Consider the following 25505-nt stretch of genomic DNA (forward strand, 5'->3'; position numbering starts at 1 on the left):
GTCCGCCGCGAAAACGGACGTGATCTTGGCCCCAGACTGATGGCGTGTCAGTAAATAGCAAAAGGCCCCCTGACCTGGGATTTCTCCCGGCAAAGGGCCTCTTTCGCACCGTCGGGACGGCGGGATTTGAACCCACGACCCCTTGACCCCCAGTCAAGTGCGCTACCAAACTGCGCCACGTCCCGGTGCCCGGACGACCTGGGGTTTCGCCCCGGCCGATCGCGCACGAGAACCATACCGCATCCACCCCCGTGTGCCGCAAAGCCGATAGCCCGCCGGCCCCCGGGGTCAGAAGAGTCAGCGGGCCGTGACTGCCCCGGCTACTCCAGGCGCGCCACCCGGCCCTGCTCCCCCGCCGCCCAGCAGCCGAGGTCGGCGGTGCAGTCCACGGTGTCGTACGAACCGGAGTCGAAGCCGTGCCACGTGCGCCCGGCGTCGAAGGTGACGTCCGAGCCGGTCGGGCCCACGGCCAGGGCGACGGAGTGGCTGTGCGGCAGCCAGGTCACGCCGGAGCGGTACTCGGGCGGCGGCTTGCGTGCGGCCGTCCAGCTCGCGCCGCCGTCGCCCGTGCGGGCCGCCGCGTCCGGCGAGGGGTTGCCGGGCTGGAAGTCGCCACCGACCGCGAGGCCGTGGCGGGCATCGCGGAAGGCCAGGGCGAAGACGCCGCGCGCGGGGTCACCGGCCGGGATGCCGGACTCGGCCTCGGTCCAGGTACGGCCGCGGTCGGCGGAGTGCAGGACGCGCGCGGTCGCGCCGCCGCCGGTGGCGAACCAGGCGTCGGAGCGGCCCGCGCTGACCAGGCACTGCCCGCTCGCCGCGAACGCCGCGTCGCCCGGCTGCGCCGGCGGCATGCCGTCGTCGGGCAGCACCTTCCAGGAGCGGCCCCCGTCGGAGGTCGACAGGATGCGGAACCGGCCGTCCACCGGGTCGCTCAGCGCGAGCCCGTTGCGGCCGTCGGCGAAGAAGGTGACGCAGTCGTAGAAGGCGGCGGGGTGGTCGTTGCGGAAGGTCTCGGTCCAGGTCGCGCCGGCGTCGTCGGTGCGGTAGATGCGGGAGTCCTCGCCCGGGCCGATGGACAGGACGACCGCGCTCCGCGCGCCGAGCGCCTCGACGTCGCGGAACTCCAGCGCCTCGGTCTCCGGCGGCGACACGTCCCGCCAGCTCCGCCCGCCGTCCGCCGTACGCAGGACCGTGCCGCCGGAGCCGGACGCCCAGGCGACGTCGCGGCTGACCGCCGACAGCCCGCGCAGCCGCGCCTCGCTGCCGGTGTCCTTCAACTTCCAGCCGGGCAGGTCACCGCGCGCCGCCAGACGGCCGGCGTCGGCGGCGGTGTCCGCGTACGCCGGGCCGCCGGCGAGGCAGAGGCCGGCGGCGAGCGCCGCCGCGCTGAGGCAGGCGACGGCTGTACGACTCAGAGTTCCCCGCAGCGTCATGGCGGAGGAACGTAGCAGCCGCCGCACCGCTTGACGAGGGCGCCGGGACGGCGGCGCGGGCCGGGCACCGGCGCCCGCACGGGCCGGGCTCAGGCCCGCTCAGGCCCGCTCAGGCCCGCTCAGGCCACGCCTCCGGCGACGGGGACGGGCAGGAGGCCGCGTCGAGGAGGCGCGTCACCGCGTCCGTCAGTGTGGCACGCTCGCCGGCGTCCAGTCCCGCGGCCATGGCCGCGACCCGGGCCGTCACCTCGGCGTGCGTACGGGTCGCAAACCCCTCCCCCGCCGCACTCAGCGCGATACGGCACGCGCGGCCGTCGTCGGCGTCCGGTGTACGGGCCACCAGCCCGCGCCGCTCGACCCGGTCCACCAGCCCGGTCAGCCCCGACTTGCCCAGGTGCAGCCAGCGGCTCAGCTCGCTCATCCCCACCGGGCCGCCACTGAGCGCGCACAGCAGCTGGATCTGCTGCGGCGTGAGGCCGTGCTCGCGCCCGACCTCGGCGAAGACGTGCTGCACCACGTGCGTCAGCCGCACCAGCGCGCTCGCCAGCCCGGCCGCGCCGGCGTCGACATCGACCTGCGCCACCGGGTCCGTGCGCCCCATGGCCACCACCACCTCCCGGGACTCGGGTCCAGTTTGACACTAGTTCGTGGCACGAAATAATCTGGTTCGTAGCACGAACCAATTTCTCCCGCTGAGGAAGCCGCCATGTCCGACTACGGCCACGATCTCCGCTTCGGCATCAACCTCATTCCCACCAGCCAGGAGCCGGAGGCGGTCGTCGCGCTCGCGCAGCTCTCCGAGCGCGCCGGTGCCGACCTGCTCACCTTCCAGGACCACCCGTACCAGCCGGCGTTCCTCGACACCTGGACACTGCTCTCCTACGTCGCCGCCCGCACCGACTCGATCGCCCTGTCCGGCAACGTCCACCCGATCCCGCTGCGCCCGCCGGCCCTGCTGGCGCGTAGCGCGGCGAGCCTGGACATCCTCAGCGGCGGCCGGTTCGAGCTGGCGCTCGGCGCCGGCGGGTTCTGGGACGCCATCGCGGCGCTCGGCGGGCCGCGGCGCACGCCGGGTGAGGCCGTCGAGGCGCTGGACGAGGGGATCCGGATCATCCGCGAGACGTGGGACACCGACGCCCGCGGCGGGATCCGCTTCGACGGGCGGCACTACCAGGTGCGGGGCGCCAAGCGCGGGCCGCGGCCGGCGCACGACATGGAGATCTGGCTCGGCGCGTACAAGCCCAAGATGCTCCGCCTCGTCGGCCGGGCCGCCGACGGATGGCTGCCGTCCCTGCCGTCCCTCGACGGCCCCGCCGCGCTCGCCGCGGGCAACGCCGTCATCGACGAGGCGGCGGCGGAGGCCGGGCGCGCGCCCGGGGACGTGCGGCGGCTGCTCAACCTCGTGGAGGAGCACCCGTCGGAGCAGCTCGCGGAGTTCGCGCTCTCGTCCGGCACCGGCACATTCCTCCTGATGACCGGCGACCCGCGGCAGGTCGAACGCTTCACCGGCGAGGTCGCCCCGGCCGTACGCGAATTCGTCGCCAAGGAGCGGAGCCGCAGTGCCTGACTACGGACACGACCTGCTGTTCGGCGCCCTGATCACCCCGTACGCCGACCGGCCGCGGGAGACGCTGGGGCTGGCGCGGGCGGCCGACGACGCGGGGCTCGACCTGCTCGCCGTACCCGACCATCCGCGACCGGCGCTGCTGGAGGCGTGGACGCTGCTGGCGGCGGTCGCCGCGGGGACCACGCGGATACGGGTCCTGCCCGACGTCGTCGCGCTGCCGCTGCGCCAGCCCGCGGTCCTCGCCGGGGCCGCGGCGAGCCTGGACCGGCTGAGCGGCGGCCGGGTCGAGCTGGGTCTCGGCGCCGGCGGCTATCCGGACGAGATCAAAGCCGCGGGCGGCCCGCGCCGCACGCCGGGCGAGGCCGTCGAGGCGCTGGCGGAGGCGATACGGATCATCCGGGCCCGCTGGACGCCGGGGCCGGACGTGCACGTGGAGGGCGGGCACTACGCGCTGCGCGGGGCGGCCCCGGGCCCGTACCCGGCGCACGACATGGGCATCTGGATCGGCGCGAACGGGCCCCGGATGCTGCGGCTGACCGGCGCGGTCGCGGACGGCTGGCTGGCCAGCGCGGCGCGGGTGCAGCCGGAGTCGCTGGCGGCGGGGATGAAGCTGATCGACGAGGCCGCGCTCGCGGCGGGGCGGGGGCCGGCGGCGGTGCGCCGGCTGTACAACCTCGCCGGGCTCCCCGGCCGCGGTCCCGCCGAGCAGGCGGAGCGGCTGGCCGAACTGGCGCTCGTCCACGGCGTCAGCGGCTTCCTGCTGGCCGTCGACTCCCCCGCCGCGGTCGAGCGCTTCGCGGCGGAGGTGGCGCCGGCGGTACGGGAGTCGGTCGCCGCGGAACGTGGTGACGACCGGGTGCCGGAGCGGCCGGGGGGCGGCGGGGGTGCGTCGCGTACGACCGGCCGCGAGCGGCGCCCCGCTTCGAGAGCGGCGCTCTGGAACGAGAGCACCCGTCCCACCGTGCCCGAGGCGCACACCGCCCGCCCCGGCGAGGACGTCTCCGCCGGCCACCACCTCGTCGAGGTCCACGACCACCTGCGCGGGGAGCTGGAGCAGCTGCGCGAGCTGGTCGTCCAGGTCGCCGGCGGCGCGCTCACGGCCGCCGCCGCCCGCTCGCACATCGCGACGATGACGCTGCGGCAGAACAGCTGGTCCCTCGGCGCCCACTGCGCCGCGTACTGCCGGGTCGTCACCCTCCACCACACCCTCGAGGACCAGCAGCTGTTCCCCCAGCTGCGGCGGTTCGACCCGCGGCTCGCGCCCGTGCTCGACCGGCTGTCGGAGGAGCACCTGGTCATCCACGACGTGCTGGAGCGTGTCGACCGCGCGCTGGTCGCCTTCGTCGCGGGGCCGGAGGGGAACGCGGAGCTGCGGGCCGCGGTCGACCTGCTCACCGAGGCGCTGCTGTCGCACCTGTCGTACGAGGAGCACGAGCTGGTCGCGCCGCTGGCGAGGTTCGCGGGCGGCGGCTGACCCCGGCGGCGAGGACAGCGGTGGGCGGGGCCACCGGTCGCCGGTCGCCGGCCACCCGTCGGAGGTCGCCGGCCACCCGTCGCCGGTCGCCGCGGGGCGGATGTCGGTGGCGTGGGCGACGATGGGGACATGCTGTTCGCCGACCTCGCCCGTACCTCGCGGGAGATCGCCGCCACCCGGGCCCGCTCGGAGAAGACCGCGCTGCTCGCCGCGTTGTTCCGGGAGGCAGAGCCCGCCGAGGCGCCGCTCGTGGTCACGTATCTCGCGGGACGGCTGCCGCAGCGCAGGACCGGCGTGGGCTGGACGGCGCTGAAGGACGCGCCGGCGCCCGTCCGGCAGCCGCGGCTGACCGTGCGCGAGGTGCACGAGACGTTCGACGCCATCGCCGCCGTCGCCGGCAAGGGCGCGCAGGCCGAGCGCCGCCGGCTGCTGCACAGGCTGCTGGGCGCCGCCACGATGGAGGAGCAGCGCTTCCTCGCCGGGCTGATCGGCGGCGAGCTGCGGCAGGGCGCGCTCGACGCACTCGCGGCCGAGGGCCTGGCGGCCGCGGTGGGCACCGAGCCGGCCGGCGTGCGGCGCGCGGTGATGCTCGCCGGCTCGGTGGGGACGGTCGCCGAGGCGGTGCTCGCCCGCGGTCCGGACGCGCTGGCGGACTTCCGGCTGTCGGTCGGCAGTCCCGTACAGCCGATGCTGGCGCAGTCCGCGAAGGACGTGGACGAGGCGATCGGCCGGCTCGGGCCGAGCGCGGTGGAGGAGAAGCTCGACGGCATCCGGGTGCAGGTGCACCGGGACGGCGACGACGTACGGATCTACACCCGCACGCTCGACGAGATCACCGGCCGGCTCCCCGAGGTCGTCGCCGCCGCCCGCGAGCTGGGCGCGGCGACGGCCGTGCTCGACGGCGAGGTGATCGCCCTCGGCGAGGACGGGAGCCCGCGTCCCTTCCAGGAGGTCGCCGGCCGCGTGGGTTCGCGGGTCGACGTGGCGGGCGCGCGCGAGACCCTGCCGGTGTACCCGGTCTTCTTCGACCTGCTCGCCGTCGACGGCCGCGACCTGCTGACCGCGCCGGTGCGCGAGCGCCACGCCGCGCTGGCCCGGATCACCCCCGCGCCGCGCCGGGTGCGCCGGATCGAGGTCGCCGACCCGGAGGACCCCGGGCAGCGGGCGGCGGCACGGGAGTTCACCGCGGCGACGCTGGCACGCGGCCACGAGGGCGTCGTCGCCAAGGCCCTGGACTCGGAGTACAGCGCGGGCCGCCGCGGCGCGGCCTGGCTGAAGGTCAAGCCGGTGCACACGCTGGACCTGGTGGTGCTGGCGGCGGAGTGGGGCCACGGGCGGCGTACGGGCACGCTGTCGAACCTGCACCTCGGAGCCCGCCGGGACGACGGCTCGTTCGCGATGCTCGGCAAGACGTTCAAGGGGATGACGGACGCGCTGCTGGTGTGGCAGACGGAGCGGCTGCAGGAGCTGGCGGTGGCGCAGCAGGACTGGGGGGTGGTGGTGCGGCCGGAGCTGGTGGTCGAGATCGCGTTCGACGGGGTGCAGCGCTCGCCGCGCTATCCGGAGGGGGTCACGCTGCGGTTCGCGCGCGTGCTGCGCTACCGCGAGGACAAGACGGCCGCGGAGGCCGACACGGTGGCGGCGGTCCTGGAGCTGCTGCGCTGACGCCGTCCGGCGTCGGCCCGTCAACCCCCGTCGCCCGCCCCGCGCCGGATGGGGCGCGGGGCGGGCGCCCCGTCGGAGTCGGCGGGTGTACGGGACCGGGGCCAGCGGCCCCGTGCGAGCCGCCGACCCCGGTCCCCTGCCGGAGCCGGGTCGTCCCGGCTCCGGCCGCCCCGGCCACGCGCGCCGGCTCCTCAGCAGCGCGCCGGCGCGTGTCCCCTGCCCGGGGCAGACCGCGGGCCTGTAGCGGGTCAGTAGTAGATGCGCGCCCCCACCGACCGGTGGTCGGAGTAGTCCATGTCCCGGTCGTCGTTCCCGGTCAGCTCCAGGTCCGCCGCGTCGCCCTCGTCGAAGGTCGGGACGACCGGGTGGCTCGTCCGCGGCGGCGCGCCGGCCGGGTTGCGGGCGAGGAGGAAGTCGACGCGGCGCGGACCGGTCGTGTGCAGCGTCCACTTGTCGGCCAGGCAGTCCGGGATCGAGCCGCCCGCGTCGGCGCAGCCGGCGTAGACGGCGTCGCGGAAGCGGTGCGCGCCACCGATGTCGCCGTTGGTCGCCCGGTACCAGGTGGTCCAGTTGTCCTGGCCGTTGGTGCCGCTGGCGGAGTGGTTGGTGTCACCGCCGGCGACGAAGACGTCCGCGACGCCGTAGCCGTCCTCGGTCAGCTCGTTGCTCAGCTCACCGGCGTTGGAGACGTTGCAGTACGTGCCGCCGTGCTCCTGCGTCGGCCAGTGGAAGGACGCCGCGGTGACCGTCTTGCCGGAGAGCTCGTCCGCCAGCAGGGCCTTGACGCCCTTGGTCCGCGGCTGGTCGTTGTTCACGCAGGTCTCGGAGCCGGCCGGGTACTCGCGCTGCGCCTGCCACCGGTTGTCCGGGGAGGCGGACAGCTTCAGCGACAGCCGGTCGGTGCGCCAGATGACGCCGTTGGTCTGCCGCACCTTCCCGGAGCAGCCGTTGTCGTACTCGGCGGGCTCGTTCTCCGCGAGGACACCGGCGTAAGTCTCGCCGAAGTGCTCCTCCATCCGCTGCAGCAGCAGGTCGAGCTGCTCGCGGTTGCTGATCTGCTGCACCAGATAGATGTCCGGCCGGTACTGCTGAAGGCGCATGTAGTACATGAGGTCGTGCCAGTCGCCGGGGCAGGACTCCGTCGTGGTCGGCAGGTTCTCCACGTTGGCGTCGTAGACCTGGAGGAACGACGGGTCGTTGTTCGGCACCGCCTCCGCGGCGCCCCGCGTGCCCGTGCCCGCGCCGCTGCCGTCCGCGGACCCCGAGGCGGGGGACGGAGAGGCGAGGACGAAGGGCGCCGCCAGTGCGGCGACGCCCAGGAGAGTTCGGTACTGCCACGAGTTCATCTGTCCCCCTGTGTTCCGGCGTTCCGATCGGTCACGGCAGGATCGCCCCGCGCGGCGCGCCGGCGGCGGGGATTGCACCAGAACGCAAACAAGCTGCGGCCCGCCCCGCGGCGCCGCACCCGGCGAATCCGCCGACGGGGCCCAGGTCACCGCCGGCTGATCACGTCTTGGTGCACTACTGACCAGTCACCCGTCCCGCCCGCCCCATGAGACGTAAGCTGCCGCTTCCGGACACGTGATACGGGGCAGGCAGGGCATGCAACTGGGGGACAACGGGGCGGAAGGGCCCGGGCGGCTGCTCGCCGGACGCTACCGGGTACTGGCGCAGCTCGGACGCGGCGGCATGGGCACCGTCTGGCGGGCCGTCGACGAGCGGCTGGGGCGCGAGGTCGCGGTCAAGGAGCTGCGCGCGTTCAGCGATGCGGACGCGCGCGACCTGGCCGAGATGCGACTGCGTACGGAGCGGGAGGCGCGCGCCGCGGCGCGCGTCCGGCATCCGGGCGTCGTCGCCGTGCACGACGTGACGGAGCACGAGGGCCGGCCCGTCATCGTGATGGAGCTGGTCGACGGGCCGTCGTTGGACGACGTGCTGCGCGAGCGCGGCGGGGTCACGCCCGCCGAGGCCGCGCAGATCGGGCTGAAGGTGGTCGACGCTCCCCCTACGCCCTGAGGGCGTGGGGGTACCCCCACGACGCCGCGCACCGCGCGGGGGTGCTGCACCGGGACGTGAAGCCGGGCAACATCCTGCTGGAGCGCGGCGGGCGGATCGTACTCACCGACTTCGGCATCGCCGCCATGGAGGAGCCGGCCGACGGCAACAGCACGCATCTGACGCGCAGCGGCGAGCTGGTCGGCTCCCTCGACTACCTGGCGCCGGAGCGGGCGCGCGGCGAGCAGCCCGGTCCGCCGTCCGACCTGTGGTCGCTGGGCGCGACGCTGTACGCGGCGGTGGAGGGCGTCTCGCCGTTCCGCCGTACGTCGACGTGGTCGACGATCACCGCGATCATCGTGGACCCGCTGCCGGAGCCGCACCGGGCCGGACCGCTCGCGCCCGTGCTGCGGGAGCTGATGGCCAAGGACCCGGCCGGGCGAGCCGACGTCGAACGGGCCCGCGCCCTGCTGGAGCCGATCGCCGTGACGGCGGGGCCGGCGGCGGCGCGGGGGCCGGACACGATGCGGCTGAGCCGGGCCCCGGCCGCGCCGCCGCCCGGCACGCCCGGCACGCCCGGCACGCCCGGTGCGTACGGGCCGGAAGGGCCCGGGGCGACGCCCGGGCCACCCCGCCCCGCAGGGGCAGTTCGGTCCGCCGCAGCTCGGTGCACCCGACGCGGAGTCGCGCACCGCCGAGCAGACGGCGCCGCGGCGGCGGCGGTCGGGGCGCCGGTGGATCCCGGTCGCCGCGACGGCGGTGGCGGTGCTGCTCGTCGGCGGCGGCGTGACGTTCGCCCTCGCGGGGGGCGACGACGGGAAGACCACCGCGAGCGAGGAGACGGAGGATCCGGCCGCGGAGTCCGCACCGCCGTCGCCCGGGAAGGCCGAGGGCAAGAAGCAGGACGACGGGGACGGCACGGCCGAGAAGGACCAAGGGGACCAGGACGCGGAGCACGAGCCGTCACCGGACGGCGGCGCCTCCCCCGCGGAGGAGGAGGGCGCTGCGGCGGGCGGCGCCGGCGGCGATACGGACGAGGCCGGCGAGGAAGACGGCTCCGGCTCGGACGGCGACGGCGGCGACAGCGGCAGCGGCGGCAGCAGCACCGGCGGGAGCGGCGCCGGTGACGACGGCGGGAGCACGTCGGACGGCGGCGGCACCGGCGGCGGCACGGACCCCGCGCCGTCGTGCACGCCGATCGGCGGCGGGAAGTACAACTGCCAGGTGTGGCGCACCGCCTCGTCGTACGACTCGGCGCACCGGCAGGTCGGCACGCTCTACGCCGGCACCAACTACTTCTACTGCCAGCAGAAGACGTCCTACCGCGAGACGTCCGGCGAGTGGACGAACGTGTGGTGGGGCAGGACGGACGACGACAACGGCAACGTCGACGTCTGGGTCAGCGTCGTCTACATCAAGGGGGGCGCCAACGACGCCCCCGTGCCCGGCCTGCCGGTCTGCTGAGATGATCGTCGCGTGACCGACCTGAACGCCGCCGCCGTCCGTGAGTGGCTCGGCCTCGACGCCACGTACGCCCCGTGGACCGACGCCCTCGAAGCCGCCCACCCCGCGCCGCCGCCCGCCGCCGCGCCCCGGGGCGCGGAGCTGACCGCGCTGCTGCGCGCCGTCGGCGTCCCGGAGCGTGAGGACGGCGAGCTGGCCGCCGCGCTGGCGGAGCTGACCGCGGACGGCTCGCCGTACGGGTGGCTGCTGGACCGTGCCGTCGCCGCGCTGACCGCCGACCTGGGGTCGGTCGGCGACGACCGGGGCGGCCCGGGGAGCGGGCCGACGCTGCCGACGGCGCTGGGCGCGCCGGGGCGCTGGTTCCACGCCGCGGTGTTCCTCGCCGCCGTGCCGGCGGTACGGGCGTACCACGCGCGCCTCGACGTGCCGGACGACGTGTCCTGGGCGACGCTCGCCGACCTGGGCAACAAGGTGGGCGTCCACCGCCGCCTGCACGGCGCCGGCGGCATGACCAACCAGCGGTGGATGACGCTGCCGTACGGCGGCATCCTGTACCGGCTCGGCCGGCTGCAGTTCAACCTCGACCGGGATCCGGACGCCGGCCGCGGGCTGGAGGTGCACATCCCGGAGGCCGGCCCGCTGACCCCGCGGGAGTGCGAGGAGTCGTACGCGCGGGCCGCGGAGTTCTTCCCGCACCGCTTCCGGGCGTTCCTCGGCGCCGCCGCGGCGGGCGGCGAGCTGCGGGTGAACTGCGCGTCGTGGCTGCTGGACCCGCAGCTCGGCGAGTACCTGCCGGACGGGAGCAACATCATGCGCTTCCAGCGCCGGTTCACGCTCGATCCGGGAGAGGCGGAGCACGTGCCGGAGCCGGACGAGCACGGGCTGGCGACGCCCGACCGCGGCATCGTGGAGTTCGTGTTCCGGCGGGTGGTGCGTACGCCCGCGGACGTCGCCGCGCTGCCGGTGCGTACGACGCTGGAGCGGGCGGTCGTGTCGCACCTCGCCGCGGGCCGGCACTGGGGCGCGCCGCGCGGGTCGTTCACGCTCCCGGTCCCCGGCTGAGCAGCCCCACAGCAGCCGACGGCACAGCCGCACGGCGCAGCGCCACGGCCGCGCGTCAGAACGCCCCGTGCCGCCCCTCCCCCGCGGCGAAGCGCCCGGCGCCGGCCCGCGCCTCTTCCAGCGCCGCGGAGCCGCGCCGCAGTTCGGCCGCCATCGCCTCCGCCTCCGGCAGGCCGTGCTGCTCCAGCACCGAGGCGCGGTCGGCGCGCAGGCAGGTCTGCGGGAAACGGGCGATGTCCGCGGCCAGTTCTTCCGCCGAGGCGCGCGCCCGGCCGGGCGGCACGAGGCGGTCGGCGAGGCCCATCCCGTACGCCTCGCGGGCCGGGACGGGGCGGCCGGTGAGGATGAGGTCGAGGGCGCGGCCGGTGCCGATCAGGCGGGGCAGCCGGACGGTGCCGCCGTCGATCAGCGGCACGCCCCAGCGGCGGCAGAAGACGCCGAAGACCGCGTCCTCGTCGGCGACCCGCAGGTCGCACCAGAGCGCCAGCTCCAGCCCGCCGGCGACGGCGTGGCCGCTGACGGCGGCGATGACGGGCTTGGTCAGACGCATCCGGGTGGGGCCCATCGGGCCGTCGCCGTCGGGCGCGACGCGGTTGCCGCCGGGGGTCCCGATCGCCTTGAGGTCGGCGCCCGCGCAGAACGTGCCGCCCTCGCCCCACAGCACGGCCACGCGGGCGTCGGGGTCGGCCTCGAAGGCCCGGAAGGCGGCGGCGAGTCCGGCGGCGGTGGGGCCGTCGACGGCGTTGCGGACCTCGGGGCAGGCGAGGACGACGGTGGTCACGGGGCCGGTGCGCTCGGTGCGTACGTGTCCGCTCATGACCGGACGTTACCAGCGCGTAGCGCCGCCCTGGTACGGGCCGTTGACGCGCCGCCGTGCGCCCGGCCCGTACGGTACGGACCGGCGCCGCCGCTCAGGCCGGCCGGCCCGCGACGAGGTCGAGCGGTCCCGCGCCCTCCGCGAGCGCGCTGAGGCCGGCGCGGGCGAGGGCGGCGCCGCGGGGCGAGAGCAGGCCGTCGAGTTCGTCGGGGCCGGCCAGCCGCCAGTCGACGATCTCGGTGCCGTCGACGCGGACGCCGGCGAGGTCGGCGGTGCCCAGCACCCCGCCGTCGTAGAGGTACAGCACGAGCGCGGGCACCGGCCGGCGCACGGCGAAGTCGACGGCGAGCAGCCGGCCGAGCGGCCGGTCGAGCCCGGTCTCCTCGCGCAACTCCCGCCGGGCCGCCGGCCGCGGGGTCTCGCCCAGGTCGCTGTCCACGCCGCCGCCCGGCAGCTGCCAGCGGCCGTCGTCGCGGTATCCGGCGCGTACGACCAGCACCCGGCCGGAGCCGTCGCGCACGAGCGCGCCGGCGCCGACGAGCACGCGCGGGCGCACGGCGAGGTACGAGGAGGGGTCCAGCGCGGCGGCGTGCTCCAACTCGGCGCGGCGCCCCGCGGGGAGCGCGGCCGACGAACCGGGCTGCGGCTCGCCGCCGACGAGGTGGGCGACGGCGCCGGTGTCCCAGGCGTCGAGCGCCGCGCGCAGCCGGCGTGCCGCGGGCGTGGGCAGGGCGGCGAGGGCGGCGTCGCGGTCCAGCCAGCGGACGGCCCTGCCGTCGCCCGGGGCGCCGGCGCCGGCGGTCGCGGCACTCCGGACGGCGGACGGCGCGGTGGCGGCGTAGAGGTGTACGAGGCCGGAGGGGGCGCCGGCGGCGGGCGGGACGGAGTCCACGGCGAGGAGCCGGCCGGCGGGCAGGTCGGCGTCGAGCACGGCGCGCAGCACACGGGTCAGCGCCTCCTCCGGGGTCTCGCGGCCGGAGACGGCGGCGCCGGGCAGGAGGGGCGTGGCCGGGTCCGCGCCCGGCTCGGCGGGCAGCAGGACGAGCACCCGGCCGGCGGGGTCCTGCACCACCGCGGTCGCGGTCACCGCGGGCCCGTGCGCCGCGTCGCCGTGCGGGGGCGGGCTGTCCTGTTCTGCGGTGGTGCCGGCGGTCGTGAGCATGGGCGGCTCCTCGGATCGGGGCGGGCGGCGGAACGGCGGCGGCGGAAGGCGGGCGACCCTGGACAGGCGGCGTCAGCCGGGGCCGGCCGCGTGGGTCAGTGTCTCCCAGGCGACGAACAGATCGTCCGTGCCCGCGGGCCGCTGGCGCGTCACCGGCTTCGTGGTCTACGGCAGGCCGGTCCCGGGCCGGTCGCGGTGGTGGTGCGGCGCCACCTCCGGGTCCGGGCCCGTGGTGCGCTCCACGCGGCCCCCGCACAGCGATGCGGGCACCCGCTCGCCGAGCCGGTGGCGGGCGTGCAGGTCCAGCGCGGCGGTCCGCCACCGTCAGCCTCGAACGCCCGCTGTCCGTACCGCGTCCAGAGCGGGGCCGAACGGGGGCCGCCGCCGGGCCCCGTTCGGCCCGCGGCGGGGCGCGGCCCGCCGTGCGGGCCCGCTTCACCGCAGGTAGTTGTAGACCGTCGCGCGCGACACGCCCAGCAGTTCGGTGACCAGCCGGACCGCGTTCTTGACCTCTAGCAGGCCGCGGTCGCGCAGGTCGCGGACCAGCTCGCGGCGGTCGGCGGAGCCCAGCGCCCGCGGCGTCTGCCCGCGCACGGCGGCGAACTCCTCCACCGCCGCGCGCAGTTCGCCGGCTGTACGCGCCCGCAGGGTCTCGGTCAGCGGCAGTCCGGGGTCGTCGACAGCGGTCAGCGTCTGGAGGGTGCGGGCGGCGCGGTCGAGGACGGAGACGTCGAGGTTGAGGCAGAGGGCGGCGACGTATGCGCCGGCCGAGTTCCGGATGCCGATCGACGTGCTCTTCGCGGGGCGGCCGTCGGGGAAGCGGTTCGGGTAGTTCTGGATGACCTCGGGGTAGTCCGGGTCCTCGATGCGGGCGAGGCCCAGTTCGGTGGCGGGGTCGCCGGGGGCGCGGCCGGAGAGGGGGTTCTCGATCGTACGGACCGCGTGCCGCGGGTCGCGCAGGTCGTGCAGGACGACCTCGCAGACGCCGGGGAACATCCGGCCGAGGGCGGTGACGATCTTCTCGGCCTCGCGCAGCAGCAGTTCGTCCTCGGCGCTCATGCCCCGCCTCCGAAGCCCTCGGCCGCCCCGCCCTCGAACGCCCCGCCCCCGAACACCTCGGCCAGCACCGGCGCCGCCTTCAGCCCGGTGCCGGTGAGCAGCACGGCCGTGGTCTCTCCGGGCCGGACGGCGCCGCGGGCGCGGAAGACGTCGACGGCCGCGGCGGCGGTGGCGCTGGTCGGCTCGGCGTAGAGCCCGAGGGCGGCGAGGCCGGCGACGGCGGCGCGGATGCCGTCCTCGCCGATCGCCGCCATGTCGCCGCCGGAGCGGCGCACGGCGCGCAGCACCTCCGGCAGCCGGACGGGCTCGCGGATGGCGGTGCCCTCGGCGATGGTGGGCGCGAAGTCGGTGGGTACGGGCCCGTCGGCGCCGGCCCGGAAGCTCGCGTGGACCGGGGCGCAGTTGGCGGGCTGGGCGGCGAGGATCCGGGGGCGGCGGCGGATCTGGCCGGCGGCGAGGAGTTCGCCGAAGCCGGCGTCGAGGCCGAGGACGGTGCTGCCGGCGCCGGCGACGGTGACGACGCAGTCGGGCGCGGCGAAGCCGAGGTCCTCCCACAGTTCGTAGGCGAGGGTCTTGGTGCCCTGGAGGAAGAGCGGGTGCCAGTTGTGTCCGGCGTACGGGACGTCGGCGGACCGGCGCACGGCCTCCGCGGCGGTGGCGTCCCGGCCGCCGGGCACCAGCTCGACCTCGGCGCCGTACGCGCGGGCCTGCAGCACCTTCGCCGGGGAGGTGCCCTCGGGGGCGAGGATGCGGGCCCGGATGCCGGCGGCGGCGCAGTAGGCGGAGACGGCGGCGCCGCCGTTGCCGGAGCTGTCCTCGATGACCTCGCGAACGCCGTGGTGGGCGAGTGCGGAGATCATCACGGTGGCGCCGCGGTCCTTGAAGCTGCCCGTGGGGCCGAACCACTCCGGCTTGAAGAGCACGTCCGTGCCGTTCCAGCTGCGGGCGAGCAGGGGGGTGCGGCCCTCGCCGAGGGAGACGGGCGCGTCGATACCGAAGGGCAGGGCGGCGCGGTAGCGCCACAGGGATCGCTCGCCGGTCTCGATGTCGTCCCTGCCGATCCCGGGCACGCCGGCGACCTGCAGCGGGGTGCCGTCGTCGGCTCGCCAGCGGAGGGGGTCGCAGGGGTACGTACGGCCGGTTCGCTCGTCTACCAGATGAGTCATAGTGTCCAACTCTAGACGATCCGTCTAAGGCGTCCGTCCGCCGGGCCGGCCGATCCGGGAAGGACCGGCACGCCCCGGTGACGGCACCCGCCGCGGTCACGACAATGGGCCGGGTCGTGACGCCCATCCGTCCGGGAGGCACCTGTGCGGCCCAGCCCCACCGTTCCCCTCGCCCTCGCCGCGGTCCTCGCCACCGCCGTGGCCGCCGCACCGCCGACGGCCGCCCGGCCGGACGTCCCCGCGCCGCCGAAGTCGCCGGTGGCGACCGGCTACGGCGGCGCCGTGGCCAGCGTCGACCCCGACGCCACCGCCGCCGGCATCGAGGTGCTGCGCGACGGCGGCAACGCGGTCGACGCCGCGGTCGCCACGGCCGCGGCGCTCGGCGTCACCGAGCCGTACTCGTCGGGCATCGGGGGCGGCGGCTACTTCGTGTACTACGACGCGGAGAGCGGCCGGGTCGCCACCCTCGACGGCCGCGAGACCGCCCCGCGCACCGCGGACGAAGACCTCTTCGTCGAGGACGGCGAGGCCGTCCCGTTCGACCAGGCGGTGACCAGCGGCCTGTCCGTCGGCGTGCCCGGCACGCCCGCGACCTGGGAGCAGGCGCTGCGGGAGTGGGGCACCTCCTCGCTCGGCGAGACGCTGGCGCCGGCGACGCGGCTGGCGGCGGAGGGCTTCACGGTCGACGAGACGTTCCGCGCGCAGACCGCGGCCAACGAGGCGCGCTTCCGCGACTTCCCCGCCACCCGGGAGCTGTTCCTGCCGGGCGGCGAGCTGCCCGAGGTGGGCAGCACGCTCCGCAACCCCGACCTGGCCGGCACCTACGCGCAGCTGGCCGACGACGGCGTCCGGGCGATGTACCGCGGCGACCTGGGCGCGGCCGTGTCGGAGACCGTGCGCCGCCCGCCCGTCGACCCGGCCGCCGACCGGGTCGTACGCGCCGGCGACCTGCGCCCTGCCGACCTGCGCGCGTACCGCGTCGCGCCGCAGCAGCCGACCCACGTCGGCTACCGCGGGCTCGACGTCTACGGCATGGCGCCGTCGTCGTCCGGCGGCACCACCGTCGGCGAGGCGCTGAACATCCTGGAGGGCACCGACCTCGGCGAGCTGTCCCAGGCTCAGTACCTCCACCGCTTCCTGGAGGCGTCCCGCGTCTCCTTCGCCGACCGCGGTCGCTGGGTGGGCGACCCGCGCTTCTCGAAGGTGCCGACGCGGGAGCTGCTCTCCCAGTCGTACGCGGACTCCCGCGCCTGCCTCATCTCCCCCGACGCGGTGCTCACCAGCCCGCTCGCCCCGGGCGACCCGCGCCACCCGGACGCCGGCTGCGAGGCGGAGCGCGTGCCGGAGGGGACGTCGTACGAGGGGCCGAGCACCACGCACCTGACGACCGCCGACAAGTGGGGGAACGTCGTCGCGTACACCCTCTCGATCGAGCAGACCGGCGGCAGCGGCATCACCGTGCCCGGCCGCGGCTTCCTGCTCAACAACGAGCTGACGGACTTCTCCTTCACCCCGTCCGTGCCCGGCGTGCCCGACCCGAACCTGCCGGGGCCGGGCAAGCGGCCCCGGTCCTCGATGTCGCCGACGATCGTCCTCGACGACGGCGAGCCGCTGCTGGCGACGGGCTCGCCGGGCGGCTCGACCATCATCACCACCGTGCTGCAGGTGCTGACCGGGCGCCTGGACCGCGGGCTGAGCCTGCCGGAGGCCATCGCGGCGCCGCGGGCGAGCCAGCGCAACACCGCCTCGACGTCGGCGGAGCCGGCGTTCCTCGACCTGCCGGAGAGCGCGGAACTCACGGCGCTGGGGCACGACTTCGTCGACGGCGGCGAGATCGGCGCGGCGACCGGCGTGGAGCGGCTGCCCGACGGACGCTGGGTCGCGGCGGCGGAGCCGGAGCGCCGCGGCGGGGGCGCGGCGGCGGTGGTGCGGCCGGCCGGGCAGGGCTGAATCAGGGACCGGATCCGGCAGCCCGCCGGGGCGAACAACCCGTTCGTGGCCTGGCAGACGCTGAGCCACGCGGAGAACCCGGCCTGACGTCCCACCGGCCCGCCCGCGCGGACAGCGCGGGCGGGCCGGGAGGGATCCGCGTCAGCTGATGCGGTGCGAGCGGAAGAACCAGGCCTGCTTCTCCAGGTCCTGCGTCGCGGTGATGAACAGGTCCTGGGTGACCAGGTCGGTGTCGTCGGTGTCCGTCACCCGCTGCCGCATGCGCGCGGACACCTTCTCCAGGATGTCGGTGACGTCGTCGATCACCTTCTGGTCGGAGATCTTCCCCGGGCCGATGTCGGGCAGCGGGCTGCCCGTGGCGATGGTCTTCGCCCGGCCGTCCGGGCTCACACCCAGGGCCGCGGCCCGCTCGGCGACGGTGTCGGCGTGCCCCCGGGACAGCTCGACCACCTCGTCGAGCTGCAGGTGCAGCTCGCGGAAGAGGGGCCCGGTCAGGTTCCAGTGCGCCTGCTTGGCCTGCAGGGACAGATCCAGCAGATCGACCAGCGCGCCCTGCAGCGCCTCGCCGGTGACGTCCAGGGCCTTCTTGTCGAGGATCGTGGTCATGTGTGGGCGCCTCCTTGCTCCGTACTTTATGGATCCCATCCTACCTTAGACTTTGTCTAATATCTTGTCGGGCTACGCCGTTCGGGGCGCGGGGTACGCCCTCTTGTCCATCGGCATGCGCACTTCTATCGTTCGCTCAGGTCTCGGCGCACGGAAAGTGACTCAGCCATGTCAGAGCGCACAGGGCGCGGACGGCACCGCCGCTACCGCCCCGGCCCGGTGTCGCGGGCCTCCCTCACCGTCACCGCGAGCGGCGCGGGTCTCGCGCTGCCCCTGGTCGCCGGCGCCGCCACGCCGGCCGCGGGCGCGCCCGCGGACTCCGTACACAGCCCGGCCGAGGGCCGGGCGCAGGAGGGCCGGACGGCGCCGTCCGACGGTGCGATATCCGACCGCGCCGATACGGAGACCGCCGCCGGCGGCAGCGCCGCCGCGCCGCAGGGCGGCCGGGCCGGCACCGTCGGCGAGAAGCCCGCGCACCACGAGGTGGCCGCCGGGGAGACCCTCTCCGGCATCGCCGGTCAGCACCGCATACGCGGCGGCTGGCCCGCCCTGTACGAGCGCAACCGCGGCGTCGTCGGCCCCGACCCCGACCTCATACTCCCCGGCCAGCGCCTCACCCTCCGCGGCGGCGCGGCGGCGCCGCCCCGGCCCCGCGGCGACTCCCCCGCGGCCGGGGCGAAGAGGCCCCGGACCGACGAGGCGAAGCCGACGGCTGACGGCAACGCCACGTCGGGTACGTCGAAGCCCGAGCAGGCCAAGCAGCGCAAGGCCAAGCCGCAGAAGACCACGCCGGAGCGCACGAAGCCGGCCGCGAAGAAGCGCACCCCCGCGCCCCAGGCCGAGTCGAAGCCCAGGCCGAAGCCGAAGGCCGAGCCCAAGGACTCCCCCGACTACACCTCGCCGCTCGCCGGCGCCGCCATCGGCACCGCGTACGGCGTCAGCGGCAGCAGCTGGTCCAGCGGCTACCACACCGGGGTCGACTTCCCCGTCTCCGTCGGCACCGGCGTGCGCTCCGTCGCCGACGGCGAGGTCGTCAGCGCCGGCTGGGCGGGCGCGTACGGCTACGAGGTGGTGATCCGGCACCGCGACGGCCGCTACAGCCAGTACGCACATCTCTCCGCGATCACCGTGAGCGCCGGCCGGCCGGTCAACGCCGGGCAGCGCGTCGGCCGCTCCGGATCCACCGGGAACTCCACCGGTCCGCATCTGCACTTCGAGGTCCGCACCGGGCCGGGCTACGGGTCCGACGTCGACCCGTTGCGCTATCTGCGCTCGCACGGGGTGCGCATCTAGCCCACACGCGCACCGCGCTGACCTGCGACTTGACGATTCGTCACGAGACTTCATGTGCGAACGCTTGACCGTGCCGCGCCCCAGGTGCTTAAACGTATCATCATGCCGAAGAAGACACGTCCCACGGTCCGCGACGTCGCCGCCCTCGCCGGGGTGTCCGTCGCGACGGTGAGCTATGTGGTCAACGGGCGGGACAACCGGATCGGCGCGGACACCCGGGAACGGGTGCTGGCCGCCGTCCGGGACCTCGGCTACGCGCCGAACAGCTCCGCGCGCGGACTGCGCAAGCGCCGCACCGAGCGGGTCTGCCTGGTGATCGGCTCGCTGGGCAGCCCCGTGCAGGAGCAGCTGGTACGCGAACTGCACGCGGCGGCCGACGACGACGGCTACGGCGTCCTCACGCTCATCGTGGACTCCCCGGCGCACGCCGCGCACGCCACCAGGCTGCTCCGCCAGGGCCTGGCCGACGGCGCCGTCTTCTTCGACTCCGCGCGGCACTTCGGCGACCTCGGCGAGCTGGCCCGCGGGCGGCTGGCGATGGTCGTCGTCGACAACTCCGTGGCGCCCGACGGCTTCGACGCGGTCCGCACCCCTGAGTACGAGGCGTGCGGCGAGGCGCTGGACCACCTGCTGGCCGCGGGCCGCCGGCGCGTCGCGTTCCTCGGCCACCGGCACGACCTGGAGCTGGGCGACCGCTCCGCGCGGCTGACGGCGTACCGGGACGCGCTGCGGCGGCACGGCCTCAAGCCGGACGACCGGTTCGTCCGCGCCGGCGCCGACAGCCGCGTCGAGGGCTACCGCGCCACCACCACGCTGATGACCCTGTCCGACCCGCCGGACGCGCTGTTCGTGGCCTCCGACCGGGCGGCCATCAGCGCGATATGGGCCGTCCGCGACACCGGCCGCACGGTGCCGGACGACGTGGCGGTCCTCGGCGTCGGCAACCTGGAGGAGGGCTCGGTGATCCGCCCCGCGCTGAGCACGGTGGGGCAGCGGCACGTCGACTTCAGCCGCGTCGCCCGGCTGCTGTTCGAACGGCTGGCGGCGGCGGAGCCGCCGGCCGCCCGCGAGATCGTCCTGCCCTGGTCCTTCATACCCAGGGAGTCGACGTGAACGAGCGCGTGATCGACGAGCGCGTGACCAACCGAAAGCACGGCGAGAGGAGCACCCGCATGTCAACAAGGCCAGCCATCAACGGTCAGTGGATGACCCGGCGCAGGATGCTGGGCGTCGCCGGCGGTATCGCCGCGGCGTTCCCCCTGGCAGCCTGCGGCTCGGGCGCGCCCGAGGCCGAGTCCGGCGGCGACGGCGGGGGCGGCACGTTCCGCGCCTACTGGAACAACGCGCACGAGTACGAGGCGTACAAGGACGTCGTCGCGCAGTTCGAGAAGGACCACGGGGTCACCGTGGAGCTGCAGAAGTTCCTGTGGGAGGACCTGCGCACCAAGCTCGTCTCCGACTTCCAGTCCGGGAACGTGCCGGACGTGGTGGAGGAGCCGGGGAGCTGGGTGCAGGAGTTCGCGCTCAGCGGGGACGCGCTGTCACTGCAGAAGTACCTCGGCAAGGACGGCACGAAGATCGGCTTCCCGGACGACTGGCTGGAGGTCGCCGTCGCCGACAACACCCACGACGGCCAGGTGTACGGCATCCAGATGCACTACACCTGCACGCTGCTGTTCTACAACCGCAAGATGCTCGACGACGCGGGCATCGAACCGCCCACCACCTGGGACGACTTCCTCGCCGCGGCCCGCGAGCTGACCTCCGGCGACGTCAGCGGCACCGTGCTCAACGACGGGCTCAGCTACTCCTACCCGTGGATGCTGCAGAACGGCGTGCACGAGTACGACGCGGACAGCGGCGAGCTGCTGCAGCCGCGCGCCGCCGCCATGGAGGCGATGCAGTTCCAGCGGGACCTGGTGCACAAGCACAAGGTCTCCCCCAAGCCGACGACCGCCCTCGACGTGACCCGCTCGGCGAAGTTCTTCGCCGCCGGGCGCACCGCCATGATCCTCACCGGCCCCTGGGACATCCCGATCATCAAGGAGTCCAACCCCGACCTGGACTACGGGATCGCGCAGGCGCTGACGGGCGAGCGGCAGTCGACGATCGCCGGCGGCACCACCCTGTTCATCCCCGCGAAGGCCAAACGCCCCGACCTGTCCTGGGACTTCATCAAGCGGATCACGGCGCTGAAGACGGAGACCGCGGCGACCGAGGAATCCAGCATGCTGATGCCGCGCAAGTCCTGGGCGAAGGAATCGGTCGTCCAGGAGAACCCGGACGTCAAGCCCTTCACGGAGGGGCTGCCGTACGCCGAGGAGTTCCGCACCGGCGTCTACACCACCGGCAAGGCGGGCGAGCTGGAGGACATCTACAAGACGCTCTACGAGAGCATGCTGATCGAGGGCGCCGACGCCGAGGAGGCGTTCGCCACGTACGACGACGCGGCCAAGAACATCCTCAAGGGCTAAGCGCACATGGCAACGCCGGCAGAACTCACGAAGCGCACGGAGCCCATGGAGCTGCCGAAGCGCACCAAGCGCTCCAAGCGCTCACCGATCGCCCGGCGCCAGGCGCGGACCGCGTATCTGTTCCTGACGCCGGCGATCATCTTCTTCGGGATTTTCTTCTACTACCCGATCGCCGACATCCTCAACACCAGCATGCTGACGGGCCAGCGGACGGACGAGTTCGCCGGGATCGACAACTACACCAACGCCTTCGAGGATCCGCAGGCGCGCAACGCCTTCAAGGTCACGCTCCAGTTCGCCGTCGGCACGACGATCGGCGCCATCGTGCTCGGCATGGGCCTGGCGGTGCTCATCAACCAGCGGCTGCGCGGCAGCCTGGCGTTCAAGCTCGCGCTGCTGGTGCCGTACCTCACCTCGATCGCCGTGGTGGGCCTCATGTGGCGCAACATCCTCGACCCCGAACTCGGCATCCTCAACCGGATCCTGTCGGACCTCGGCCTGCCCACCCAGGAGTGGCTGAACACCCACCCGGTGGCCACCATCGTCGCGGTGACGCTCTGGATGACCACGGGCCACACGATGATCCTCTTCCTGGCCGGGCTGCAGGGCATCCCCGACGTGTACTACGAGGCCGCCAAGGTCGACGGCGCCAACCGCTGGCAGCAGTTCCGGCGGATCACGGTGCCGCTGCTCACCCCGACCACGCTCTTCGTCTCCGTGATGGCCGTGATCACCGGACTGCAGGCGTTCGGGCAGGCGTACATCATCACCCGCGGCGGCCCCGGAGAGGCGTCCGACCTGTTCGTCTTCCACGTCTACGAGTTGGCGTTCCGCTCTCGCGACTTCGGCTACGCGTCCGCGCTCTCGGTGCTCCTGCTGTTCGTCATCGTGGCGTTCACGCTGCTGCAGCTGCGCATCGGCCGGAAGCGGGAGGTGCAGTACTGATGACCGCCAGGACGTCCAAGGCGATCGCCTACCTGCTGCTCACCATCGCCAGCCTGATCACCATCGTGCCGCTGGTCTACATGGTCTCGCTGTCGCTGCAGACCGAGACGGAGATGCTGTCCGCGGAGTCGGTGCTGTGGCCGGACTCGCCGCAGTGGGGCAACTACAGCACGCTGTTCGAGGAGGCGCCGTTCGGCAACTTCATCATCAACAGCCTGGTGGTGGCGGGCGCGATCGCGGTCTCCCACCTGATCTTCGACCCGCTGGTGGGCTACGTGTTCGCGAAGTTCGACTTCCCGTTCAAGAACACGCTGTTCATCGCCATCCTCGCCACCCTGATGATCCCGCTCTTCGTCCGCATGATCCCGCTGTACGTGATGATGTCGGACCTCGGCTGGCTGGACAGCTACCAGGGGCTCATCGTGCCGTTCCTGATGGACGGCTTCGGCATCTTCCTCATGCGGCAGTTCATCCAGCCGATCCCGGACGACCTCATCCACGCCGCCCGGGTGGACGGCGCGAACGAGTTCACCATCTACTGGCGGATCATCCTGCCGCAGTGCAAGCCCGCGCTGGCCGTGCTGGGGCTGTTCACCTTCGTCTTCCAGTGGAACGAGTTCCTCTGGCCGCTGGTGGCGACGACCTCGGAGAAGATGCGCACGATCCCGGTGGGGCTCACCCAGTTCAGCCAGGAGCAGTTCCAGCTGTGGCACCTCACCGCCGCCGGTTCGGTCATCATGTTCGTGCCGACGGCCCTGCTGCTGATCTTCAGCCAGCGCTACTTCGTCCGCGGCATCACCCTGACCGGCCTGAAATGACCCCCCACCCCACCGCCCTGGAAAGGACCCCGATGCCCGACCGGCGTCCCCATGTCATCGTCGTGTTCACCGACCAGCAGCGCTGGGACACGACGGGCGCGGGCGGCAACCCGCTCGGCCTGACGCCCGCGTTCGACCGGATGGCCCGCTCGGGCACGTACGCGTCGACGGCGATCACCCCGCAGCCCGTCTGCGCGCCGGCCCGGGCGGCGCTGCAGACGGGCCGGTGGCCCACCGACACCGGCTGCTTCCGCAACGGCATCACGCTGCCGCGCGACGCCCGCACGCTCGCGCACCACTTCGGCGACGCGGGCTACACCACCGGGTACATCGGCAAGTGGCACCTGGCCGCGGAGGACCCGGTGCCGCCGGAGGACCGGGGCGGCTACCAGCACTGGCTGGCCGCCAACGTCCTGGAGTTCACCTCCGACGCGTACCGCACGGTCATGTACGACGAGGACGGCGACCCGGTGCGGCTGCCCGGCTACCGCTCCGACGCGCTGTTCGACGCGGCGATCCGGTTCGCCGCCGACCACCACGAGGAGCCGTTCTTCCTCTTCCTCTCCCTCATCGAGCCGCACCACCAGAACGAGGTCGACGACTACCCCGCCCCCGACGGCTACGAGGAGCGCTACACCGGCCGCTGGATGCCGCCGGACCTGGCCGCGCTGTCCGCGGAGGGCGGCACGGCGCACCGGCACATCGCCGGTTACTGCGGCCAGGTCCGGCGCGTCGACGAGGGGCTGGGCCGGCTGCTGGACGCGCTGCGCAGCATGGACCTGCTCGACGACACGATCGTGGCGTTCACCTCCGATCACGGCAGCCACTTCCGTACCCGCAACTTCGAGTACAAACGCTCCTGCCACGACGGTTCGATCCGGGTGCCGCTGGCCCTGCGCGGCCCCGGCTTCGACGGCGGCCGGGTGCTCGACGCCCCCGTCAGCACCCTGGACCTGCCGCCGACCCTCCTGGACGCCGCGGGCCTCGACGTCCCGGAGGAGATGCACGGACGCTCATTCCTGCCGCTGGTCCGCGACTCGAACGCCGACTGGCCGGAGGACGTCTTCGTCCAGGTCAGCGAGTCCGAGTGCGGACGGGCGCTGCGCACCTCACGGTGGAAGTACTACGTCGTCGACCCCGCGGCCGACGGCTGGCGCACCTGCTCCGGCAGCAGGTACGTCGAGACGGCGCTGTACGACCTGGCCCACGACCCGTACGAGCTCGACAACCTTGTCGGGCTCACCTCGCACCGCGCGCTCGCCGACGGGCTGCGCGCCCGGCTGCTGGCGCGGATCACCGCGGCGGGCGAGCCGGAGCCGGTGATCGAGGCGGCGGAAGAGCGCCGCGCGACGCAGCGCCGGGTCGATCCCACCGTGCACGGATTCAAGCTGGACGGCATGCGCTTCGGGCACCAGCGCAAGCACCCCTGAACCCCGGTGGGGCGAGCCCATGGCGGCCGCTCAGGCGGCCGCCATGGGCGGGCAGATGCAGCGGACACGACCGCAGCGCGGGCACACGGGCACCGACGCGGTGGCGCGCTGCGTGGGGGGTTTCTGACTGGTCATCTCGGATCCTCCGCCCGGCTGTGAGAACGTGATCTCCTAGTCGTTAGACGCAGCGGGGAGCAATCAGGTTTATGGGCAGCCGCGCCTGGGACGAACGCTATGCCGCGAAGGGCCTGTTTTGGGACGGTGAGCCGTACCGCCGGGTAGCCCGCGAAGTGGCGCAGATCACCCCGCGGCCCCCCCGGTGACCGGCCGTTGTTGACTTGAACTTTTCTTCAAGTTGCACGGTGGGCCACATGACCACGACAGCCTCAGCAACGCAGCGGCCGCCCGCGGGATACCACGATCTGCCGCGGCTCATGGCACTGATGACCGGCGACGAGAAGCACGGCCCCGCCGCCACCTCCACCCTCGACGCCCTGTGGGTCCTCTACGATCGCGTGCTGCGGGTGACCCCCGAGACCGCCGAGGCCCCCGACCGGGACCGGTTCCTGCTGTCCAAGGGCCACGGCCCGATGGCGTACTACGCCGTGCTCGCCGCCAAGGGCTTCCTGCCCGTCGACTGGCTGCCCGGCTTCGGCTCGTACGACTCGCCCCTCGGCCACCACCCCGACCGCACGCTGCTGCCCGGCGTCGAGATCGGCAGCGGCTCGCTGGGCCACGGCCTGCCGCTGGCCGTCGGCACCGCGCTGGGGCTGCGCGCCCGGGGGCTGTACGGCCGGCCGAGCCAAGACCCGCGCGTGTGGGTGCTCGTCGGCGACGCGGAGCTGGACGAGGGCAGCAACCACGAGGCCCTCGCCTACGCGGGCGCCGCGGGCCTGGACCCGCTGCACACCCTCGTCATCGACAACGCCTCCGCGACCTACGCGCTCCCCGGCCGCATCGCCGCCCGCTTCGAGGCCGCCGGCTGGTCCACCGCCACCGTCGACGGCCGCGACCACGAGGAGCTGTACGCCGCTTTCACCGCCCCGCACCCCGGGCGGGCCCGCGCGGTCGTCGCCCGCGTCGAGCCCGCGTACGCCTGACCGCCCCGCCACCACCGCTTGGAAA

General features: G+C 74.5%; 22 protein-coding genes, 1 tRNA gene and 1 pseudogene. 15 read left to right on the forward strand and 9 right to left on the reverse strand.

Features of this window, described 5'->3' with window-relative positions; genetic code table 11:
- Nucleotides 1-111: 111 nt before the first annotated feature.
- The 3 genes from T328_RS07170 to T328_RS07180 form a co-directional block, all read right to left on the reverse strand.
- Nucleotides 112-185: transfer RNA gene (locus T328_RS07170), tRNA-Pro, on the reverse strand.
- A 135-nt stretch (nucleotides 186-320) separates the two neighbouring features.
- Nucleotides 321-1433, reverse strand: a complete 1113-nt coding sequence (locus T328_RS07175) for a WD40/YVTN/BNR-like repeat-containing protein (RefSeq protein ID WP_496495041.1) — start codon at nucleotides 1431-1433, stop codon at nucleotides 321-323.
- Between the two features lie 109 nt (nucleotides 1434-1542).
- Entirely contained in the window at nucleotides 1543-2034 is a 492-nt protein-coding gene (locus T328_RS07180; RefSeq protein WP_496495042.1) for a MarR family winged helix-turn-helix transcriptional regulator, read from the reverse strand.
- 105 nt (nucleotides 2035-2139) lie between these two features.
- On the opposite strand from T328_RS07180, the gene T328_RS07185 reads away from it, so the two are divergent.
- The 3 genes from T328_RS07185 (at nucleotide 2140) to T328_RS07195 (ending at nucleotide 6139) form a co-directional block, all read left to right on the forward strand.
- Complete coding sequence (locus tag T328_RS07185; protein ID WP_496495043.1) at nucleotides 2140-3000, forward strand: LLM class flavin-dependent oxidoreductase; 861 nt, start codon at nucleotides 2140-2142, stop codon at nucleotides 2998-3000.
- Nucleotides 2993-4474, forward strand: a complete 1482-nt coding sequence (locus T328_RS07190; RefSeq protein ID WP_496495044.1) for an LLM class flavin-dependent oxidoreductase — start codon at nucleotides 2993-2995, stop codon at nucleotides 4472-4474. The genes T328_RS07185 and T328_RS07190 overlap by 8 nt, the downstream gene beginning before the upstream one ends.
- A 129-nt stretch (nucleotides 4475-4603) precedes the next feature.
- On the forward strand, nucleotides 4604-6139 hold the full coding sequence (locus tag T328_RS07195; protein WP_496495045.1) for an ATP-dependent DNA ligase: 1536 nt from the start codon (nucleotides 4604-4606) through the stop codon (nucleotides 6137-6139).
- Between the two features lie 248 nt (nucleotides 6140-6387).
- On the opposite strand, the gene T328_RS07200 is transcribed toward T328_RS07195, so the two are convergent.
- On the reverse strand, nucleotides 6388-7485 hold the full coding sequence (locus T328_RS07200) for a hypothetical protein (RefSeq protein WP_496495046.1): 1098 nt from the start codon (nucleotides 7483-7485) through the stop codon (nucleotides 6388-6390).
- Between the two features lie 256 nt (nucleotides 7486-7741).
- Here T328_RS07200 and T328_RS07205 point away from each other — a divergent pair, with 256 nt between their 5' ends.
- From T328_RS07205 to T328_RS07220, 4 genes and pseudogenes are all read left to right on the forward strand, one after another.
- On the forward strand, nucleotides 7742-8155 hold the full coding sequence (locus tag T328_RS07205; protein ID WP_496495047.1) for a protein kinase domain-containing protein: 414 nt from the start codon (nucleotides 7742-7744) through the stop codon (nucleotides 8153-8155).
- A gap of 56 nt (nucleotides 8156-8211) precedes the next feature.
- Nucleotides 8212-8529, forward strand: a pseudogene (locus T328_RS07210) (protein kinase domain-containing protein); the annotation flags it as partial.
- A gap of 193 nt (nucleotides 8530-8722) precedes the next feature.
- Complete coding sequence (locus T328_RS07215; RefSeq protein WP_496495392.1) at nucleotides 8723-9598, forward strand: hypothetical protein; 876 nt, start codon at nucleotides 8723-8725, stop codon at nucleotides 9596-9598.
- A 12-nt stretch (nucleotides 9599-9610) separates the two neighbouring features.
- Nucleotides 9611-10660 (forward strand): acyltransferase domain-containing protein, encoded by a 1050-nt coding sequence (locus tag T328_RS07220; RefSeq protein ID WP_496495048.1) that lies wholly within the window; start codon nucleotides 9611-9613, stop codon nucleotides 10658-10660.
- 55 nt (nucleotides 10661-10715) lie between these two features.
- On the opposite strand, the gene T328_RS07225 is transcribed toward T328_RS07220, so the two are convergent.
- The 4 genes from T328_RS07225 to T328_RS07240 all read right to left on the reverse strand — a co-directional run bounded on the left by T328_RS07225 (nucleotide 10716) and on the right by T328_RS07240 (nucleotide 14864).
- Nucleotides 10716-11477: a crotonase/enoyl-CoA hydratase family protein gene (locus T328_RS07225; RefSeq protein ID WP_496495049.1), complete on the reverse strand. Its 762-nt coding sequence runs from the start codon at nucleotides 11475-11477 to the stop codon at nucleotides 10716-10718.
- 94 nt (nucleotides 11478-11571) lie between these two features.
- Entirely contained in the window at nucleotides 11572-12639 is a 1068-nt protein-coding gene (locus T328_RS07230; RefSeq protein WP_496495050.1) for an NUDIX hydrolase, read from the reverse strand.
- Nucleotides 12640-13074: 435 nt separating this feature from the next.
- Nucleotides 13075-13698, reverse strand: a complete 624-nt coding sequence (locus T328_RS07235) for a helix-turn-helix transcriptional regulator (RefSeq protein ID WP_496495051.1) — start codon at nucleotides 13696-13698, stop codon at nucleotides 13075-13077.
- Nucleotides 13695-14864, reverse strand: a complete 1170-nt coding sequence (locus tag T328_RS07240) for a threonine synthase (protein WP_496495052.1) — start codon at nucleotides 14862-14864, stop codon at nucleotides 13695-13697. Before T328_RS07240 ends, T328_RS07235 begins: the two co-directional genes overlap by 4 nt.
- Before the next feature lie 144 nt (nucleotides 14865-15008).
- On the opposite strand from T328_RS07240, the gene ggt reads away from it, so the two are divergent.
- Nucleotides 15009-16814 (forward strand): gamma-glutamyltransferase, encoded by a 1806-nt coding sequence (ggt, locus tag T328_RS07245; protein WP_496495053.1) that lies wholly within the window; start codon nucleotides 15009-15011, stop codon nucleotides 16812-16814.
- Between the two features lie 141 nt (nucleotides 16815-16955).
- On the opposite strand, the gene T328_RS07250 is transcribed toward ggt, so the two are convergent.
- A complete protein-coding gene (locus tag T328_RS07250) occupies nucleotides 16956-17420 on the reverse strand; it encodes a Dps family protein (protein ID WP_496495054.1) in 465 nt (154 codons plus the stop codon).
- Between the two features lie 219 nt (nucleotides 17421-17639).
- On the opposite strand from T328_RS07250, the gene T328_RS07255 reads away from it, so the two are divergent.
- From T328_RS07255 to T328_RS07285, 7 genes are all read left to right on the forward strand, one after another.
- Nucleotides 17640-18713 carry a M23 family metallopeptidase gene (locus T328_RS07255; protein WP_496495369.1) on the forward strand — a complete coding sequence of 358 codons (1074 nt, stop codon included), beginning with the start codon at nucleotides 17640-17642 and terminating at the stop codon, nucleotides 18711-18713.
- 102 nt (nucleotides 18714-18815) lie between these two features.
- On the forward strand, nucleotides 18816-19826 hold the full coding sequence (locus T328_RS07260) for a LacI family DNA-binding transcriptional regulator (protein WP_496495055.1): 1011 nt from the start codon (nucleotides 18816-18818) through the stop codon (nucleotides 19824-19826).
- A gap of 59 nt (nucleotides 19827-19885) precedes the next feature.
- Complete coding sequence (locus T328_RS07265) at nucleotides 19886-21187, forward strand: sugar ABC transporter substrate-binding protein (protein WP_496495056.1); 1302 nt, start codon at nucleotides 19886-19888, stop codon at nucleotides 21185-21187.
- A 6-nt stretch (nucleotides 21188-21193) separates the two neighbouring features.
- Nucleotides 21194-22132, forward strand: a complete 939-nt coding sequence (locus T328_RS07270; RefSeq protein ID WP_496495057.1) for a carbohydrate ABC transporter permease — start codon at nucleotides 21194-21196, stop codon at nucleotides 22130-22132.
- Nucleotides 22132-22950, forward strand: coding sequence for a carbohydrate ABC transporter permease (locus tag T328_RS07275; RefSeq protein WP_496495058.1), 819 nt, complete (start codon nucleotides 22132-22134; stop codon nucleotides 22948-22950). The genes T328_RS07270 and T328_RS07275 overlap by 1 nt, the downstream gene beginning before the upstream one ends.
- 32 nt (nucleotides 22951-22982) lie before the next feature.
- Nucleotides 22983-24380: a sulfatase family protein gene (locus T328_RS07280; RefSeq protein ID WP_496495059.1), complete on the forward strand. Its 1398-nt coding sequence runs from the start codon at nucleotides 22983-22985 to the stop codon at nucleotides 24378-24380.
- A gap of 371 nt (nucleotides 24381-24751) precedes the next feature.
- Nucleotides 24752-25480, forward strand: coding sequence for a thiamine pyrophosphate-binding protein (locus T328_RS07285; protein WP_496495060.1), 729 nt, complete (start codon nucleotides 24752-24754; stop codon nucleotides 25478-25480).
- Nucleotides 25481-25505 lie beyond the last annotated feature (25 nt).

This window comes from Streptomyces sp. CNX435, from assembly GCF_059570575.1.

What these genes read in the sequence shown, in the direction of transcription:
- T328_RS07275 (WP_496495058.1), top strand. Translation starts at nt 22,132, where the DNA reads ATGACCGCCAGGACGTCCAAGGCGATCGCCTACCTGCTGCTCACCATC.
- T328_RS07265 (WP_496495056.1), top strand. Translation starts at nt 19,886, where the DNA reads ATGTCAACAAGGCCAGCCATCAACGGTCAGTGGATGACCCGGCGCAGG.
- T328_RS07240 (WP_496495052.1), bottom strand. Translation starts at nt 14,864, where the DNA reads ATGACTCATCTGGTAGACGAGCGAACCGGCCGTACGTACCCCTGCGAC.
- T328_RS07270 (WP_496495057.1), top strand. Translation starts at nt 21,194, where the DNA reads ATGGCAACGCCGGCAGAACTCACGAAGCGCACGGAGCCCATGGAGCTG.
- T328_RS07230 (WP_496495050.1), bottom strand. Translation starts at nt 12,639, where the DNA reads ATGCTCACGACCGCCGGCACCACCGCAGAACAGGACAGCCCGCCCCCG.
- T328_RS07185 (WP_496495043.1), top strand. Translation starts at nt 2,140, where the DNA reads ATGTCCGACTACGGCCACGATCTCCGCTTCGGCATCAACCTCATTCCC.
- T328_RS07260 (WP_496495055.1), top strand. Translation starts at nt 18,816, where the DNA reads ATGCCGAAGAAGACACGTCCCACGGTCCGCGACGTCGCCGCCCTCGCC.
- T328_RS07235 (WP_496495051.1), bottom strand. Translation starts at nt 13,698, where the DNA reads ATGAGCGCCGAGGACGAACTGCTGCTGCGCGAGGCCGAGAAGATCGTC.
- T328_RS07250 (WP_496495054.1), bottom strand. Translation starts at nt 17,420, where the DNA reads ATGACCACGATCCTCGACAAGAAGGCCCTGGACGTCACCGGCGAGGCG.
- T328_RS07195 (WP_496495045.1), top strand. Translation starts at nt 4,604, where the DNA reads ATGCTGTTCGCCGACCTCGCCCGTACCTCGCGGGAGATCGCCGCCACC.
- T328_RS07180 (WP_496495042.1), bottom strand. Translation starts at nt 2,034, where the DNA reads ATGGGGCGCACGGACCCGGTGGCGCAGGTCGATGTCGACGCCGGCGCG.
- T328_RS07225 (WP_496495049.1), bottom strand. Translation starts at nt 11,477, where the DNA reads ATGAGCGGACACGTACGCACCGAGCGCACCGGCCCCGTGACCACCGTC.
- T328_RS07280 (WP_496495059.1), top strand. Translation starts at nt 22,983, where the DNA reads ATGCCCGACCGGCGTCCCCATGTCATCGTCGTGTTCACCGACCAGCAG.
- T328_RS07200 (WP_496495046.1), bottom strand. Translation starts at nt 7,485, where the DNA reads ATGAACTCGTGGCAGTACCGAACTCTCCTGGGCGTCGCCGCACTGGCG.
- T328_RS07175 (WP_496495041.1), bottom strand. Translation starts at nt 1,433, where the DNA reads ATGACGCTGCGGGGAACTCTGAGTCGTACAGCCGTCGCCTGCCTCAGC.
- T328_RS07205 (WP_496495047.1), top strand. Translation starts at nt 7,742, where the DNA reads ATGCAACTGGGGGACAACGGGGCGGAAGGGCCCGGGCGGCTGCTCGCC.
- T328_RS07285 (WP_496495060.1), top strand. Translation starts at nt 24,752, where the DNA reads ATGACCACGACAGCCTCAGCAACGCAGCGGCCGCCCGCGGGATACCAC.